This is a genomic window from Actinoplanes sp. NPDC048791, from assembly GCF_040650095.1.
Classification (GTDB): Bacteria; Actinomycetota; Actinomycetes; order Mycobacteriales; family Micromonosporaceae; genus Actinoplanes.
Map to the genome: position 1 here is coordinate 1 of NZ_JBEZGQ010000112.1, position 14,033 is coordinate 14,033.

General features: G+C 70.1%; 16 protein-coding genes. 12 read left to right on the forward strand and 4 right to left on the reverse strand.

The annotated features are described in order from the left end of the window. From mbhE to mnhG, 6 genes are all read left to right on the forward strand, one after another. Positions 1-1,102, forward strand: a 1,102-nt coding sequence (gene mbhE / locus AB0C29_RS11520; RefSeq protein ID WP_360818667.1) for a hydrogen gas-evolving membrane-bound hydrogenase subunit E, incomplete at its 5' end; no start/stop codon positions are given. Beyond that, positions 1,099-1,509 carry a Na(+)/H(+) antiporter subunit C gene (locus tag AB0C29_RS11525; protein ID WP_360818670.1) on the forward strand — a complete coding sequence of 137 codons (411 nt, stop codon included), beginning with the start codon at positions 1,099-1,101 and terminating at the stop codon, positions 1,507-1,509. The genes mbhE and AB0C29_RS11525, both read left to right, overlap by 4 nt. Further along, positions 1,506-3,026, forward strand: coding sequence for a Na+/H+ antiporter subunit D (locus tag AB0C29_RS11530; RefSeq protein ID WP_360818673.1), 1,521 nt, complete (start codon positions 1,506-1,508; stop codon positions 3,024-3,026). The genes AB0C29_RS11525 and AB0C29_RS11530 overlap by 4 nt, the downstream gene beginning before the upstream one ends. Beyond that, positions 3,023-3,601 carry a Na+/H+ antiporter subunit E gene (locus AB0C29_RS11535; protein WP_360818676.1) on the forward strand — a complete coding sequence of 193 codons (579 nt, stop codon included), beginning with the start codon at positions 3,023-3,025 and terminating at the stop codon, positions 3,599-3,601. The genes AB0C29_RS11530 and AB0C29_RS11535 overlap by 4 nt, the downstream gene beginning before the upstream one ends. Further along, positions 3,598-3,858: a monovalent cation/H+ antiporter complex subunit F gene (locus AB0C29_RS11540; RefSeq protein ID WP_360818679.1), complete on the forward strand. Its 261-nt coding sequence runs from the start codon at positions 3,598-3,600 to the stop codon at positions 3,856-3,858. Before AB0C29_RS11535 ends, AB0C29_RS11540 begins: the two co-directional genes overlap by 4 nt. After that, positions 3,855-4,235 carry a monovalent cation/H(+) antiporter subunit G gene (gene mnhG / locus AB0C29_RS11545; protein ID WP_360818682.1) on the forward strand — a complete coding sequence of 127 codons (381 nt, stop codon included), beginning with the start codon at positions 3,855-3,857 and terminating at the stop codon, positions 4,233-4,235. The genes AB0C29_RS11540 and mnhG overlap by 4 nt, the downstream gene beginning before the upstream one ends. Here mnhG and AB0C29_RS11550 read toward each other — a convergent pair. After that, the gene (locus AB0C29_RS11550; RefSeq protein ID WP_360818685.1) at positions 4,232-5,458 is read right to left on the reverse strand and encodes an Ig-like domain-containing protein; all 1,227 of its coding nucleotides are present in this window, start codon (positions 5,456-5,458) and stop codon (positions 4,232-4,234) included. The two genes, mnhG and AB0C29_RS11550, sit on opposite strands and share 4 nt — an antisense overlap. A 401-nt stretch (positions 5,459-5,859) precedes the next feature. Between AB0C29_RS11550 and AB0C29_RS11555 the strand changes: the two genes are divergently transcribed. Continuing rightward, complete coding sequence (locus tag AB0C29_RS11555; protein ID WP_360818688.1) at positions 5,860-6,273, forward strand: TrmH family RNA methyltransferase; 414 nt, start codon at positions 5,860-5,862, stop codon at positions 6,271-6,273. 4 nt (positions 6,274-6,277) lie between these two features. Here the strand turns inward: AB0C29_RS11555 and AB0C29_RS11560 are convergent, their stop codons facing one another. Then, complete coding sequence (locus AB0C29_RS11560) at positions 6,278-6,739, reverse strand: GNAT family N-acetyltransferase (protein ID WP_360818691.1); 462 nt, start codon at positions 6,737-6,739, stop codon at positions 6,278-6,280. A gap of 94 nt (positions 6,740-6,833) precedes the next feature. On the opposite strand from AB0C29_RS11560, the gene AB0C29_RS11565 reads away from it, so the two are divergent. The 5 genes from AB0C29_RS11565 to AB0C29_RS11585 all read left to right on the forward strand — a co-directional run bounded on the left by AB0C29_RS11565 (position 6,834) and on the right by AB0C29_RS11585 (position 10,228). Beyond that, positions 6,834-7,172 (forward strand): metalloregulator ArsR/SmtB family transcription factor, encoded by a 339-nt coding sequence (locus tag AB0C29_RS11565; protein WP_360818693.1) that lies wholly within the window; start codon positions 6,834-6,836, stop codon positions 7,170-7,172. A gap of 1 nt (position 7,173) precedes the next feature. Beyond that, positions 7,174-7,818 (forward strand): dihydrofolate reductase family protein, encoded by a 645-nt coding sequence (locus tag AB0C29_RS11570; RefSeq protein WP_360818696.1) that lies wholly within the window; start codon positions 7,174-7,176, stop codon positions 7,816-7,818. Positions 7,819-7,828: 10 nt separating this feature from the next. After that, the gene (locus AB0C29_RS11575) at positions 7,829-8,290 is read left to right on the forward strand and encodes an SRPBCC domain-containing protein (RefSeq protein ID WP_360818699.1); all 462 of its coding nucleotides are present in this window, start codon (positions 7,829-7,831) and stop codon (positions 8,288-8,290) included. Between the two features lie 119 nt (positions 8,291-8,409). Beyond that, a complete protein-coding gene (locus AB0C29_RS11580; protein WP_360818702.1) occupies positions 8,410-9,348 on the forward strand; it encodes a hypothetical protein in 939 nt (312 codons plus the stop codon). 85 nt (positions 9,349-9,433) lie between these two features. Next, positions 9,434-10,228 (forward strand): SCO6745 family protein, encoded by a 795-nt coding sequence (locus AB0C29_RS11585; protein WP_360818705.1) that lies wholly within the window; start codon positions 9,434-9,436, stop codon positions 10,226-10,228. A gap of 592 nt (positions 10,229-10,820) precedes the next feature. Here the strand turns inward: AB0C29_RS11585 and AB0C29_RS11590 are convergent. Next, on the reverse strand, positions 10,821-12,170 hold the full coding sequence (locus tag AB0C29_RS11590; RefSeq protein WP_360818708.1) for a DUF4832 domain-containing protein: 1,350 nt from the start codon (positions 12,168-12,170) through the stop codon (positions 10,821-10,823). Positions 12,171-12,203: 33 nt separating this feature from the next. After that, a partial coding sequence (locus tag AB0C29_RS11595) for a DUF4832 domain-containing protein (RefSeq protein ID WP_360818711.1) occupies positions 12,204-14,033 on the reverse strand: 1,830 nt, incomplete at its 5' end.

A 14,033-nucleotide genomic window follows, 5' to 3' on the forward strand; every position in this document is an offset into this window, starting at 1 on the left:
CCGGCCCTGGCCCGGCCGGTTCCACCTGTGGGACAACCCGCTGCAGCTCGTCCCGGCGGTCGTGCTGGTCGTCGCGGCCGTGTTCGCGACCCGGGCCCGGCGGCGGCTGGCCGCGGTGGTCCTGGTCGGCGTGACCGGGTACGCGACCGCGATCCTGTTCGTCCTGCACGGCGCGCCGGACCTGGCGCTGACCCAGTTCCTGGTCGAGACCTGCACGATGGTGATGTTCGTGCTGGTGCTGCGCCGCCTGCCCGGGCACTTCTCGGTACGCCCCCTGGTGGCGAGCCGGCGCATCCGGGTGGCCATCGGGATCGCGGTCGGTGCGGTCGTCTCGGGCCTGGCCTACGTCGCCACCTCGGGCCGCCAGGCCACCGCGATCTCCACCGCCTTCGCGGAACCCGCGGTCTCGTACGGCGGCGGACGCAACATCGTGAACGTGACCCTGGTCGACATCCGGGCCTGGGACACGATGGGGGAGATCTCGGTCCTGCTGGTCGCGGCCATCGGGGTCGCCAGTCTGGTCTTCGGCGGCTCGCAGCGCCTCCTGCGCCCGCGGCGGCCACCACCGCCGACCCCGCCCCGGGGGCAGGTCTGGCTGATGGCGGGCCACACGCTCGACGCGGGCCTGCGCTCACCGATCCTCGAGGTGGTCACCCGACTGGTGTTCCACACCATCGTGCTGTTCTCCATCTACCTGCTGTTCGCCGGGCACAACGCGCCGGGCGGCGGCTTCGCCGGCGGGCTGGTCGTCGGGCTGGCCCTGGTCCTGCGTTACCTGGCCGGCGGCCGGCACGAGCTGGACGCGGCCGCGCCGGTCGACGCCGGCGCGGTGATGGGCACCGGCCTGTTCATCGCGCTGGGCACCGGTCTGACCGCGCTGGTCCTCGGTGGCGAAGTGCTGCAGAGCGCCCTGCTGGACTGGCACCTTCCGGTGCTGGGGCACGTCCATTTCGTCACCTCGTCGATCTTCGACGTCGGTGTCTATCTGGTGGTCATCGGCGTGATCCTGAACATTCTGCGCAGTCTCGGCGCCGAGATCGACCGGCACGAGCAGACCGAACGCGTCGCGGCCGAGGCCCGGCCGGAGGAGGAGCTGGTGTGAGCCCGAACCTGCTGTTGGTGATCGTCGTCGGCGTGCTGTTCGCCGCCGGCGTCACCCTGCTGCTGGAACGCAACCTGACCCGGGTCATCCTCGGCATCACGCTGCTCGGCAACGGGGTGAACCTGCTGATCCTGCTGGGCGGCGCGTACGGCGGACCACCGATCGTCGGCCTCACCCCCGAGGACGGGATGAGCGATCCGCTGACCCAGGCGATGATCCTGACCGCGATCGTGATCACGCTGGGCATGACCGCCTTCCTGCTGGCCATGGCGTACCGCAGCTGGCTGCTGACCGGTCACGACGACGTGCAGGACGACGTCGAGGACCGGCGGATCATGCAGCGGGCCGAACGCGACCAGGGCCTGGAGGACGAAGACGTCCCCACCGCCGAAGGGGCCCCACGATGACCTGGCTGGTTCCGCTGCCGGTGATCATGCCGCTGCTCGGTGCGGCCTTGACGCTGCTGCTGCGGCGGCACCCGAACATCCAGCGGACCGTGAGCCTGCTCGTCCTCGGCGCGACCCTCGCGGTCGCCACAGCCCTGCTGGCGCTGACCGCCACCGGGGACCCGCTGGTCGTCAAGGTCGGTGGCTGGGCGGCCCCGCTGGGCATCGTGCTCGTCGCCGACCGGCTCGCGGCACTGATGCTCGTGGTCTCCGCCGCGGTGACCCTCTGCGTGCTCGTGTACTCCATCGGTCAGGGCATGGCCGACGGGGACGACGCCACGCCGGTGTCGGTCTACCACCCGGCGTACCTGATCCTGACCGCCGGGGTGACCAACGCCTTCCTGGCCGGTGACCTGTTCAACCTCTATGTCGGCTTCGAGATCCTGCTCGCCGCCAGCTACGTGCTGATCACCATCGGTGCCACCGAGAGCCGCATCCGCGACGGCACGACCTATGTCGTGGTCAGCCTCCTGTCGTCGTTGATCTTCCTGACCGCGATCGGCCTCATCTACGCCGCCACCGGCACGCTGAACCTCGCGCAGCTCGCCGGCCGGCTCGACGCGCTGCCCGACAGCCTGCAACTGGGCCTGCAGAGCATGCTGCTGCTCGCCTTCGGGATCAAAGCCGCGGTCTTCCCGCTGTCGGCGTGGCTGCCGGACAGCTATCCGACCGCCATCGCGCCGGTCACCGCGGTCTTCGCCGGCCTGCTCACCAAGGTCGGCGTCTACGCGATCATCCGCACCCAGACGCTGCTGTTCCCCGACGGCCCGGCCTCCGGCATCGTGCTGGTGGCCGCGCTGCTCACCATGATCGTCGGCATCCTGGGCGCGGTGGCGCAGTCGGACATCAAGCGGCTGCTGTCCTTCACCCTGGTCAGCCACATCGGATACATGCTGTTCGGGATCGGGCTGGCCACGGACGCCGGGCTGTCCGGCGCCATCTTCTACGTCGTGCACCACATCATCATCCAGACCACACTGTTCCTCGCGGCCGGGCTGATCGAGCGGCGGGGCGGCACCACGACCCTGGACCGGCTCGGCGGGCTCGCCCGGCTGGCCCCGGTCCTCGGCGTGCTGTTCTTCCTGCCCGCCCTCAACCTCGCCGGCATCCCGCCGTTCTCGGGATTCCTCGGCAAACTCGGGCTGCTGCAGGCCGGGGTGGCCGCCGACGGCGTGCTGGCCTGGCTGCTGGTCGGCGGCAGCGTGGTGACCAGCCTGCTCACCCTCTACGCGATCGGCCGCGTCTGGAACCTGGCCTTCTGGCGTACGCCCCGCGAGCAGGAACCCACCGCGGCGAGCCCGGTCACCGGCCGGGTGCTGCCGCGGCTGATGGTCGGCGCGACGCTCGCGCTCGTCGTGCTGGGCACCGGTCTCACCGTGGTCTCCGGACCCCTGTTCGACGTCACCAGCCGGGCGGCGGCGGAGCTGCGCGACCGTGAGCCGTACGTCCGCGCCGTCTTCGGAGAGGAGTCACCATGAGCCGGACAGCGCCGGCGACGGCCCGTACCCGATGGCGTGACCGCCTCGTGACGACGGCCGTGCTGGTCACCGGATGGATGCTGCTCTGGGGTGTCTTCTCCTGGGCCAACCTGATCAGCGGGATCCTGGTGTCGGCCGTCGTGCTCGCGGTCTTCCCGCTGCCGCCGGTGACCTTCGCCGGGCGTCCGCGTCCGCTCGGGCTGCTGCGCCTCGCCGGGCGGTTCGTCACCGACCTGGTCGCCGCCAGCGGGCAACTGGCCGTGCTCGCGTTCCGCTTCGGTCACCAGCCCCGCAGCGCCATCATCCGGGTGCCCCTGCGCGTCCCGTCGGACCTCGTGCTCACCCTGACCGGCGAGGCCGTCTCGCTGGTGCCCGGCAGCCTCATCGTGGACACCGACCAGGCCTCCACGACGCTGTACATCCATGTCATCGGGGTCTCCGACCGCGCCGCCGTCGAGAAGTTCCGCCGCAGCGTGTACGAGACCGAGGCGCGCATCGTCCGGGCCATCGGCTCCGATGCCGAGATCAGCATGCTCGACGGCCGGGCCCCGGCCGGAAAGGAGCACCACCCGTGATCATCGTCGGTATCACCGTGTCCGTGCTGCTGTTCGCAGCGGTGTCTCTCGTGCTGGTCCGCATCGTGCGCGGACCGACCACGCTGGACCGCATCGTCGCCGTCGACGTGCTGCTGGCCATCGTGGTGTGCGCGATCGCCGCCGAAGCCGCCTACACCCGCGACGCGACGTCGCTGCCGATTCTGGTCGTCCTGTCGATCCTGGGCTTCATCGGCTCGGTCAGCGTCGCCCGGTTCTCCCCGCGGAGCCGGCGATGACCGTGCAGACCGTCGCCGACGTCTTCGCCGGCACCTGCCTGATCTCCGGCGCGCTGCTCAGCCTGGCCGCCGGCGTCGGCCTGCTGCGCTTTCCCGACCTGCTCTCCCGGATGCACGCGGCGACCAAACCCCAGGTGCTGGGCCTGCTGCTCATCCTCGCCGGTACGGCGTTACGGCTGCAGAACACCATCGACATCACCACGCTGGTGCTGATCGGCGTCTTCCAGCTCGTCACCGCACCGGTCGCCGCGCACATGATCGGCCGGGCGGTCTACCGGTCCGGGCAGGTGCGGGCCGACCTGCTGGTGGTCGACGAGCTGGCCGACGACCGCACGAACGGGGGACCGGAACCGCGGCACCGGCCCCCGGAGCGCTAGCTGCCGTACCGGTCGAACGGGACCGTCCAGTCGCCCAGGCCGTTCCAGATCGGGAGCTCGCGCGGGGTGTTCTTGACGTCGACGATGTCGCCGACGAGGAAGTTGTTGTAGACCCATTTGGCGTCGGCCGTGGTCAGGTTGATGCACCCGTGCGACAGGTTGGCCCGGCCCAGCGAGCCGTTCCACGGCGCGGCGTGCAGATACTCGCCGGAGTAGCTGATCCGGGTGCAGAACTCGATGTTCTCCGACACGTAGTAGTTCGGGTCCTTGGGGTCGGTGACGCCGTAACTGGCCGAGCTCATCGTGTGCTTGCGCTTCTTGCCCAGCACGACGTGCGGGCCGCCCGCTGTCCAGTAGCTGATCCGCTCGCCGTTCGCCCCGGTCGTGCCGCCGCCCTTGCCGAGGCTGCTCTTCATCGTGCGGACGAGCTTGCCGTTGATGTAGACCTTGGTCAGGTGCGTCCGGTTGTCACTGACGGCGATCAGCTGCCGGCCGATCCGGAAGTTCGTGGACGCGTTCTTCGCCCCGTACGTCGTCTTGCCGAGCTTCGCGCCGTACATGTTGACGCTGACCTTGATGGTCGTCCCGGCGGCCCAATATTTCGCGGGCCGCCAGTGCACGGTCTTGTCGTCCTTCCAGAAGAACTTGCCCTTCACCGCGGGCAGGGTCGTGATCTCGATGGCCTTCTCGGCCGCCTTCTTGTTGACGGCGCGGCTGAACGCGACGATCACCGGCTGCCCGGCGCCGTACGTTTTGCCCTCTTTGAGGGCCAGCATGCCGTTGGCCTGGAACGTGACCCGGGCGACGTTCTCCGGCTTCAACGTGGTGAAGGTGGTGGTCTCGGTGGTCGCTTTGCCGGCACTGTCGGCGGCGGTGACGGTTACCGTGTACTTCTTGCCGTACGCGAGGTCCTCGCTCGACTGCCAGGTCCCGTCGTCCTGCATCTTGCCGTCGATCTTGGCCTTACCGGCGGTGACGGCGACCGACTGGAGCTTGCCGTCCGCGGCGCTGACGACGATCGGCTTCACCGGAAGAACATCGGCGTCCCCGTCCGCCGGCGTCACGCTCAGCTTGACGGGCGTGGCGACCGCCTGCTCGATGTTCGCCGCGGGCTCAACCCAGCCAGCGTTGTCCTCCGCCTTGCCGGACGAGGAACACCCGGCCGCCGTGGCAACCGCGGCCATGCCCACCGCGCCGATGATCACCTTGCGTCGCTGAATCATTACTCTCACATTCGAGGGAAGCCGACCGGCGCCATCCAGGGCCCTGCCCTCCTAGACGGGAGCGGGGCCCGAAACGTTGCGTCCGTCTTCGAAAGAGGATCATCTTGACAGATCTGGATCCCCGCCGGTAGCCCGGATCGATCGATGGTGGGACAACTCATCCAGGAACTCGGTGGCCCGCCCGGCCCGCCGCGGCTATCCTCACCGCGACGTTGCTGCCGATGATGGCCCGGGTGCGCCGCGAAGTGCCCCTGTCTGATGACTTCTGATCCGAGGAGCCTGGTCGCTCCGGTGCGGTGAGCCCCGCGATCCGGGTACGGTCCGGTAAGGACCTCCGAGCCGCCCGGCGACGCCGCGAGCATCGCTGCTGGGGACATCTGATCGCGGCGGCGTTGTGGCCCATGCACGGGACGAATCTCGGCACACTTCTGCGCACCTGCGACGCGGTGGGTGCGTGTCTGGCCGTACCGCCGTACCGGTGGGTTGATGAAGCCCTGGCCCGGGGCAACACGCTGCGCCGGCCCAGCTGCGTGCACCGGGTCGGGGATCCGGCCGGCTGGCTGGCGGCCGAGCGGGCCGCCGGCTCGCGCATCGTCGGGGTGGAACTGGCCGACGAAGCGATCCGGCTGGCCGAGGTGCCCGTCGCCGACCGGCGGACCGTCATGGTCCTCGGCCACGAGGCCACCGGCATCCCACCTCAGGCCCTCGACCTGCTCGACTACGCGGTGGAGATCCCCATGGTGGGAACCGGCCACAGCCTCAACGTCGCCGTCGCCGGCTCCCTGGTGCTGTACAAACTCGCCGGACTCACCTGACCGCTCACCGGACGTAGTGCCGCAGTCGCACCGACTCTCCGCGCGGACCGCTCCAGGCTGCCGTCGTCGTGTGCGTGTACCGCCATCCCGTGGCCTCGGAGAACGCGGCCGCGGGAGAGTCCGGCTTGTCGACGACGTGGAGGATCAGCCGGCCGCCGGCCCACACGCTGACGTGGTCGAGCAGGGCGCTGGCGACCTTCAGGCGCCGGGCCGCGGGCGCCACGAACAGGCGGGTGACCTCCCGGCCGTTCCGCACGGCGACGTGCCCGTCGATGACACCGGGTGAGCCCTCGGCGACCCAGGCCTGGTCGAGCTGCGGCCGGTCCAGCCAGGCCCGGGGATTCGACGGCCATTTCATCGGGTAACCGTCGGCCAGGCGCACCTCACGCAGCACTTCCACACACTGGTCGAGGTCCTCGGACCGCCGGGCTCGGATGGTCAGGGGCCGGATGGTCAGGTTGCTCACCCGACCATCATGAAGCACCGCCACCCCGTCCGGCGAAACGATCGGCCGGCCCCGGCGGTTGACGGAGGCCTGCTCATCGGCAATAGTAAGGCGCGTGCCTAAGTATCACGATGAGCTCGACGCCGTGCTCCGCGCGCTTGCGGATCCGACGCGCCGGGCCGTCGTGGAACGGCTGGCCCAGTCGCCGGCCGTCGTGTCCGAGCTCGCCGCCCCGTTCTCGATGGCGCTGCCGTCGCTCATGCAGCACCTGCGCGTCCTCGAGGACGCCGGGCTGATCACCTCGGAGAAGCACGGACGCGTCCGCACGGTCAGCCTGCGGCCGGGCGCCCTCGGCGTCCTGCACCTGTGGCTCGATGAGCAGCGCACCCCGGCGGAACGGCAAGCCGACCGGCTCGGCATTCACCTGACCCGGACCAACCCGAAGGAAACCTGACATGTCCCGTGTTCGTATCGACCTTTTCGCCTCGCTCGACGGCTACACCTCGGCCGGCCAGGCCCCGGACAACCCGATGGGGGAGGACTGGGGGCCGCTCACGGCGGCCTGGGCCGCGACCCGGACGTTCCATGAGCGCGTCTTCGGCGACACCAGCGGCGCCGGCACGACCGGTGTCGACGACGCGTACGGCGCCGCGCACTTCGAGGGGATCGGCGCCGAGATCATGGGTGCGGCCATGTTCGGGCTGCACACCTTCCCCGACGACCCGGACTGGAAGGGCTGGTGGGGTGACGAGCCGCCGTTCGGCGTCCCGGTCTACGTCCTGACCCACACCGCACCGCGCCCGTCGATCCCGATGCCGGGTGGCACCACGTTCCACTTCCGCAACACCGCCATCGAGGACGTGCTCGCCGAGGCGACCGAGGCGGCCGGCGGTCTCGACGTACGCGTCGGCGGCGGGGTGAGCACCGCCCGCGACTTCCTGCGCGCCGGCCTGGTTGACCAGCTGCACGTCATGATCGCGCCGATCGTGCTCGGCCGGGGCACCCGGCTGTGGGACGACCTGCGCGGCCTCGAGACCACCCACAAAGTGACGACGGAAGTGGCCGAGAGCGGCACGATCCACGTCACCTTCGCGCGATAGGACCCCACCGATGACGATCGAACGCCGGCTCGCCCGCTCCGGGTTCAGCCTGACCCGTGACTACCCGGTTCCCGTCGCGCGCGTCTGGGACTCGTTCGCCGAGGAGAAGCAGAAACTGTCCTGGTGGGGCGCCGGCGACGCGATGGAGCCCCGCGAGTGGGCCTTCGACTTCCGCGTCGGCGGACGCGACGTCGCGGAGGGCAAGTTCCACAACGGACCGCTTTCCCGGTACGAGGCCACGTACACCGACATCGTCGAGCACGTCCGTATCGTGACGACGTACGACATGTGGCTCGACGGGACGCACATGTCGACGTCGGTGGCGTCGCTCGAGTTCGACCCGATCGACGACGGCACCCGGTTCACGCACATCGAGCACGGCGTGTTCTTCGACCAGTTCTGGGCCGACGGGCCGGAGCGGGAGAGGGGCACCCGGGGCCTGCTCGAAGCGCTGGGCCGATACCTGGGGTGACGCCTGGCGTCCATTCTGGACGTGAGCCAGATGGTGACCGACGGCGGGACGGTCCAGCCGGTCACCGAGCTGGAGGCGATGAAACGGCTGTTCCGCCGGCGACGCGTAGGGATACACGAATGACGCAGTTCTGGCTTGAAGCGCAGCTCAACGTCGACACCAGCCGGGGCCCGCTCGGCGACGCGGCGTACGTCTGGTTCGACACGCTGACCCGGGCGCTGACCCCCGCCGAGCGGGCCGAGCTGGCCGGCCTGCCGGCGGCCACCCGGATCAACCCGCTGGCGGAGGGTCCGCAGGGCGAGCCGGGCAAGCTGTACGGCCTGATCGAGGTCGACCGTTCGATCGGCGGCGGCTACCCGACCACCGAACGCCGCCATCTGTCCGAAGAGGGCCTGGAGTGGTTGCGGGGCGAGTTGGCCGACCTGCCGAAGAAGGTGACGGTGTGGATCGGCCGCTTCACCGAGAACGGGTTCCTCGGCGGTCGGTTGATGTTCGCCGGGGCGTGGCCGTTGCGGAAAACCCCCGGCTGGCTGGTCCTGGACGCCCAGGTGCCGGCCGACCGGTTCACCGACCCCGGCTTCGGACGGGCCGAGCAGCAGCGGTGCCTTCGTGCGGTTCGGCAGGCCGCGGACCGGCTCAACCCGAGCTTCGGGCAGATCGACTACTGGCGGGACAAGGGCAATACCGCGCTGGAGAGATGGTCCACCGGGCTCGCGCGGGACGCGCAGCTGGCGATTCCGCAGACCCGGGAGCGGTTGCGCGGCTACTCCTGGCTGACGATCGCCTCGCAGGAGGTCGCGGAGAAGCTCGGTGGCGCGGCTGCGGTGGCCGCCACTGGCGCATTCGCTGAGGTTGAACCGCTCGCTGAGGGCGGGCTCTGGCTCCTGGCCACGGAGGACTTCGCCGACTACGGGATGAGAGCCGCGGAGGCGGTGTTCCACGCGGTGGCGCCGGCGCTGCCACCCGGCATGCCCCGGCAGCGCGACAACTTCGGCGAGCCGCCGACGTTCGTGGTGATCGCCGACCCGTTTGTCGTATCCGGGCCGCGCTGTTCGTAGCTACGGTGAACGCCGCCCACGAGGGCGTCGTCACGAGCACGGGAGGTGCCGGCCGATGTCGCATCCACAGGTCAAGGTTCACCGTATGTTCGAGCTCGTCGAGCCGATCGCCACCGTCACCTTCTCCGAGGGGCCGAACGAGGCGTTCCTGGCTCTGGGCATGCGCAACTACTGGGACGGATACTTCGCGGGCCGCGCGGCGCCGCTGGGGTTGGCACCGGCTGAGGTGGTGCACGCGGTCTTCTACAACTTCGCCGACGGTGAGGTGGCCCGCCACATCCCGTGGGTCTGGGGGAAGATCACCCCGCAGGAGGCGATCGCCGTACGCGAGCGGGGCAGCGCGGCCGCCCTGCGGCAGATGATCGGGGACCTGGCCGACTCGCCGGGTCTGGCGCGGGCCGCTGACCTCGCCACCCGGGCGGCGGTCAGCGCGCCGGCCGAGGGCCGGGTGCTGTACGCCGGGCTCAAGGCACTCAAGGTGCCGGATGAGCCGGTGGCCCAGCTCTGGCACGCGGCGACGCTGCTGCGCGAACACCGCGGCGACGGCCACAACGCCGCCCTGGTCACGCACGGCATCGGCGGCACCGAGGCGCACGTGCTGCTCGCTCTGGCGCTCGGCATGAGGGCGCAGGACTTCGGCCGGGTCCATCACCTGCCCAAGGCGCAGCTGGCCGCTGTCGTCGACGGGCTGCGGGGCCGTGGCCTCGTGGACGCCGCCGGCGGGTTCACCGACGCCGGCCGGGAGATCAGGGAGCGGATCGAGGCCGTCACCGACGAGCTGGCCGCGCCGGCGTACGACGTGCTGAGCGCGGATGAGCTCGACGAGCTGATCGCGGGCCTCGAACCGATTGCCGCCGCCGCACAGGCCGCCGGCAACTGAGCCGACGACCGCGACCCCGCCCAACGGAAGCCGGGACACCGACGAAGCGAGCCGGGCCGGAACTGGACTGCTCGCATCAGCGACCGGGTTTCCGGACCGCAGGCAAAGGCATGCACCGGTTGCAGGTGCACTGAGTTCCGAGCCGTTCGGCACGCTCATGTCTGCTGTGATCTACCGCAGCCCTGCGGGCCGGGTCGGTCGGGTCGTGGCCGTGGGCGCGTAGGTAGCGAGAGCAGCGGCGACCCAGCGAGCATTTCGGATGCGGACGATGTATTCCAGGCCTCTGCCCTCGAACGCGCCGAGATCACCGTTGCATCCGGAACAGAGAAGTCCTCGGTTGCACCTCCCGCAGCTGCCGCGAGCAACAGACATGATCGTGATCGATGAACAGCGGCGCCGGTCCGCTTCTTGCGGTCTCATCCTTACCGATGGTCCTGGAGAGGCCGAGACCACATATCGCGCAGACACCGCCCTGTGCGCGTAGCAATGCGGTGTAGGACTCGCTGCTCATCCGGTGCCTGGTGAGGGGATCGGTGGGCATCGCGAGGCGGCAGCGGTGCCCGCCGGAGCTGCGGGCGGGCACCGGGTCGCGCTACCTGTTCTTGAGGGAGCCGAGGGTGAGCCAGCCGGACGTGGTGTCCGTACCGGTGTTGGCGAAGCGCAGCGGGACACCGCCCGGCATCGGGTTGGGCAGGCGCATGACGATGTCGTAGCGGCCCGGCCGCAGCCCCCGAGTGTTGATCCGGGACGACAGCTGGGTGGGCTCCTCGCCGGGCTGGATGCCGGCCACGGTCCACCGGGTGGGCCAGCGCCGCACGACGCGCCCCGAGTGGCCGACGGCTGCAAGCTCGGCGGGCCAGTCGTAATAGAACGGCGCTGCGCCGCGGTTCGCGATGCGTACCGACACCCGGTCGCGGCCCAGCTTCGCCTCGGTGACGGTCAGCTCGTAGCCCAGGGACTTCGCCCCGGCCACGGCCCGCTGGTACTTGTCGCCGGTGAAGCCTGTCCCCGTGAACGCGGCGTGGTTGATCAGCCAGGAGGCGTGGGTCTGGGCCACGGATGCGGTGTAGTCCTCGTACTGCGTACAGGTGACCGGCTGGTCCCACAGGCAGGACTGGATCTCCGGGCGCAGCTCGCCGCCGATGGGTTGGCGGCGCCATTTGTCCGTGACGCCTTCGTCGATCAGCCGCTGGACGAAGTGCCAGGACGTCGGGGGCAGGGTCTCGAAGGCGAACGAGTCGTCGTGGTAGCCGATGTCGAGGTTCTTGTTCTGCGCGCTGGGATAGCGGGCCAGCAGCCGGGTCTTGGCGAACGCGTTCTCGTAGCGGTGCAGGATCCGGGCGAGGATGTCGTCGCTCGGCATCCAGTTCTCCGGCTCGGTTGTGCCGTCGTGGGGCCAGGTGTGCCACTCGCCCCAGAAGCCGATCAGGCCCAGCGTGATGAAGCCGATCCGCGGATCGCCGTCGTAGCGGCGGCCGAGGGCGGTGATGAAGTTCTCCAGGGCCGCGACCAGGCGGGGGTCGTTGTAGTCGGGGGCGACGCTGACGCCGTCGTTGCCGAAATCGGTGTACGGGCGGGTGCGCAGTCCCTGGTCGAGCAGGTACCGCGGGATCCCGCTGGGCCGGCCGGGATAGTCCAGGTAGAACCGGAACACGCCCTGGTGTCCCCGGCCCGCGATGGCCCCCAGCTGGGTCTCGAACGCCGTCCAGTCGAACTTCCGCGGGCCGGTCATCACGTCGCTCAGTGGCAGATAGAACCACTCCATGCTGTGCGGGAAGGTCTGGTGGTCGCCGGCGAAGGGCAGGAAGCCTTTGAGCGGGTTGTCCGCCAGGGCGGAGGCGTAGGACAGCGACGTCCACGCCGGATTCGCGACGGCCGGCGTGCCGGCGGTCAGGGTGAGGGCGGTCAGAAGGGCGACGACGCCGCGTAGAGATCTGCGCATGGGGGTTCCTCAGTCCGAAGGGTGGGGAGGGCGTCAGCCGACGGTGATGCGGTCGATGTCGGGGGCCCAGCCGGTCGGGTTCGCGATGGTGATGGCGGTGGTGCCGGCGGGCAGGCTCAGCGTCACGGCGGTCGAGCCGACGGTGTTCCAGTCGGCGGTCGGGGCGAACGTCACCGTCTGCCCGTTGACCACAGCCGTACGAATGACCGCCGACGAGTAGTGGATGGTCACCGTCCGCGCCCCGCCGGTGCCGCCGGCGACACCGTTGACGGTCAGCGCCGCGCCGTTGCCGAGGTAGCCCACCTTCGAGCCGCCGGAGCATGCCGCGCAGGCCGCCACGACGGCGCCGTTGGTCAGGGTGTTGCCCGCGGCCTCGGCCTCGTAGCTGACCGGGGAGCCGCCGTTCGAGGAGCCGACGGTGACGGCGCCGAGGCCGAGCCAGCCGTCGGACTGCTGGGTGGCGTTGGCGAAGCGCAGCTTCTTGGCGTTGGCGGAGACGGATTCCAGGGGGTTCTTGACCCGCAGCACCCACTGGTAGTTGCCGGCGGCCACGCCGGAGAGGTTCACGCTGTGCTGGAAGTACTGCCGGTGGCCGAAGTCGCGGTAGCTGGGATCGGCGCCGGCGTTCCACTCGGGGAAGTTCCGGATCGTCAGCGGCTGCACGGTACGCAGGTCCCAGGGCGTGTCCCAGGTGCCGACGACGGTGCCCGCGCTGTTCTTGAGGCCGAGGGTGACCGTCCACGGGTAGTAGAACGGCGCTACGCCGGTGTTGGCGATCCGGACGCCGACCTTGGCCGTGCCGCCGGCCGTGTTGGTGTAGTAGGCGTTGTCGACGGTCAGGTTGTAACCCATCAGCCGTACGGCGGCGGCCACGTTCGCGTCACCGGCGGCGTAGTTGCCGCTCTGCTCGTTGATCATCCAGGTCGGGTGCAGCAGCTCGATGCAGGCCTTGAGGTTGTCGACGGCACCGGAGCCGCCGGGCCAGTACTGGAACGCCGTGGACTGGATCTCCGGCCGGAGCTCGCCGCCGATCGAACTGGTGATCCACTTGTTCTCGGTGCCGGCGGCCAGGGTCCGGGTCAGTTGCGAGTACGACGCTCCGCCCAGCGACGCGGGCAGGGTCACGCCCTGCAGCGGTGATCCCTCGCGGTAGCAGAACGAGTCGTCGTGGTAGCCGATGTCGCGGCTGTTGGCGGCCCCGCCCGCGACGTCCGGGTACCGGATCTCCAGCTTCGTACGGTTGAAAGCGCTGTCGAACGCGGCGACGAGCTGAGCACCGTTGGCGTCGGTGGGCATGTAGTTCGGTCGCCCGTCGGCCGTGTCGGTGTCATAGGGCCAGGTGTGCCACTCGCCCCACAGCCCGACCAGTCCCAGGTGGATGAAACCGAGGCGGGGATCGCCGTCGTAGCGGGCGCCGAACGCGGCGATGAAGTTCTTCAGCGCGGTGATCGCGAACGGGCTGTCGTAGTCGGGGTAGATGTTCCAGTAGGTGTCGGCGCGGTTGGCCACGTTGCCGTTGAAGCACGGCGGGATGGCGTTGCCGGGATGGGTGCCGGTGCCGCCGGGGTAGGTCAGGTAGACGCGGATGGCCGCCTGATTGCCGTTGTTCGCGGTCTCGGCCAGCATGCTGTCCACGATGGACCAGTTGTAGCTGGCGCAGCTCGACGCGCTGGTCATGATCTCCGACAGGCCGAAGTATCCCCAGGTCAGGGCGTGGGGATAGCCGACGTTCTGGCCGGCGCCGGGGGAGTAGAACTTCGCCCACCCCTTGAGCGGGTTGTCGACCGGGCCGGGCGCCGCGGTCAGCGGGTGCGCCTGGAGCGCCGGGTCGGGGGCGGCGGGTGCCGCCGGCCGGGGTGGCGG

Bases quoted from the DNA above. Each gene is read 5' to 3' on its own strand.
- AB0C29_RS11570 (WP_360818696.1), top strand. From the start codon at position 7,174: ATGTCCCGTGTTCGTATCGACCTTTTCGCCTCGCTCGACGGCTACACC.
- AB0C29_RS11580 (WP_360818702.1), top strand. From the start codon at position 8,410: ATGACGCAGTTCTGGCTTGAAGCGCAGCTCAACGTCGACACCAGCCGG.
- AB0C29_RS11550 (WP_360818685.1), bottom strand. From the start codon at position 5,458: ATGATTCAGCGACGCAAGGTGATCATCGGCGCGGTGGGCATGGCCGCG.
- AB0C29_RS11575 (WP_360818699.1), top strand. From the start codon at position 7,829: ATGACGATCGAACGCCGGCTCGCCCGCTCCGGGTTCAGCCTGACCCGT.
- AB0C29_RS11535 (WP_360818676.1), top strand. From the start codon at position 3,023: ATGAGCCGGACAGCGCCGGCGACGGCCCGTACCCGATGGCGTGACCGC.
- AB0C29_RS11590 (WP_360818708.1), bottom strand. From the start codon at position 12,170: ATGCGCAGATCTCTACGCGGCGTCGTCGCCCTTCTGACCGCCCTCACC.
- AB0C29_RS11530 (WP_360818673.1), top strand. From the start codon at position 1,506: ATGACCTGGCTGGTTCCGCTGCCGGTGATCATGCCGCTGCTCGGTGCG.
- AB0C29_RS11555 (WP_360818688.1), top strand. From the start codon at position 5,860: ATGCACGGGACGAATCTCGGCACACTTCTGCGCACCTGCGACGCGGTG.
- AB0C29_RS11585 (WP_360818705.1), top strand. From the start codon at position 9,434: ATGTTCGAGCTCGTCGAGCCGATCGCCACCGTCACCTTCTCCGAGGGG.
- mnhG (WP_360818682.1), top strand. From the start codon at position 3,855: ATGACCGTGCAGACCGTCGCCGACGTCTTCGCCGGCACCTGCCTGATC.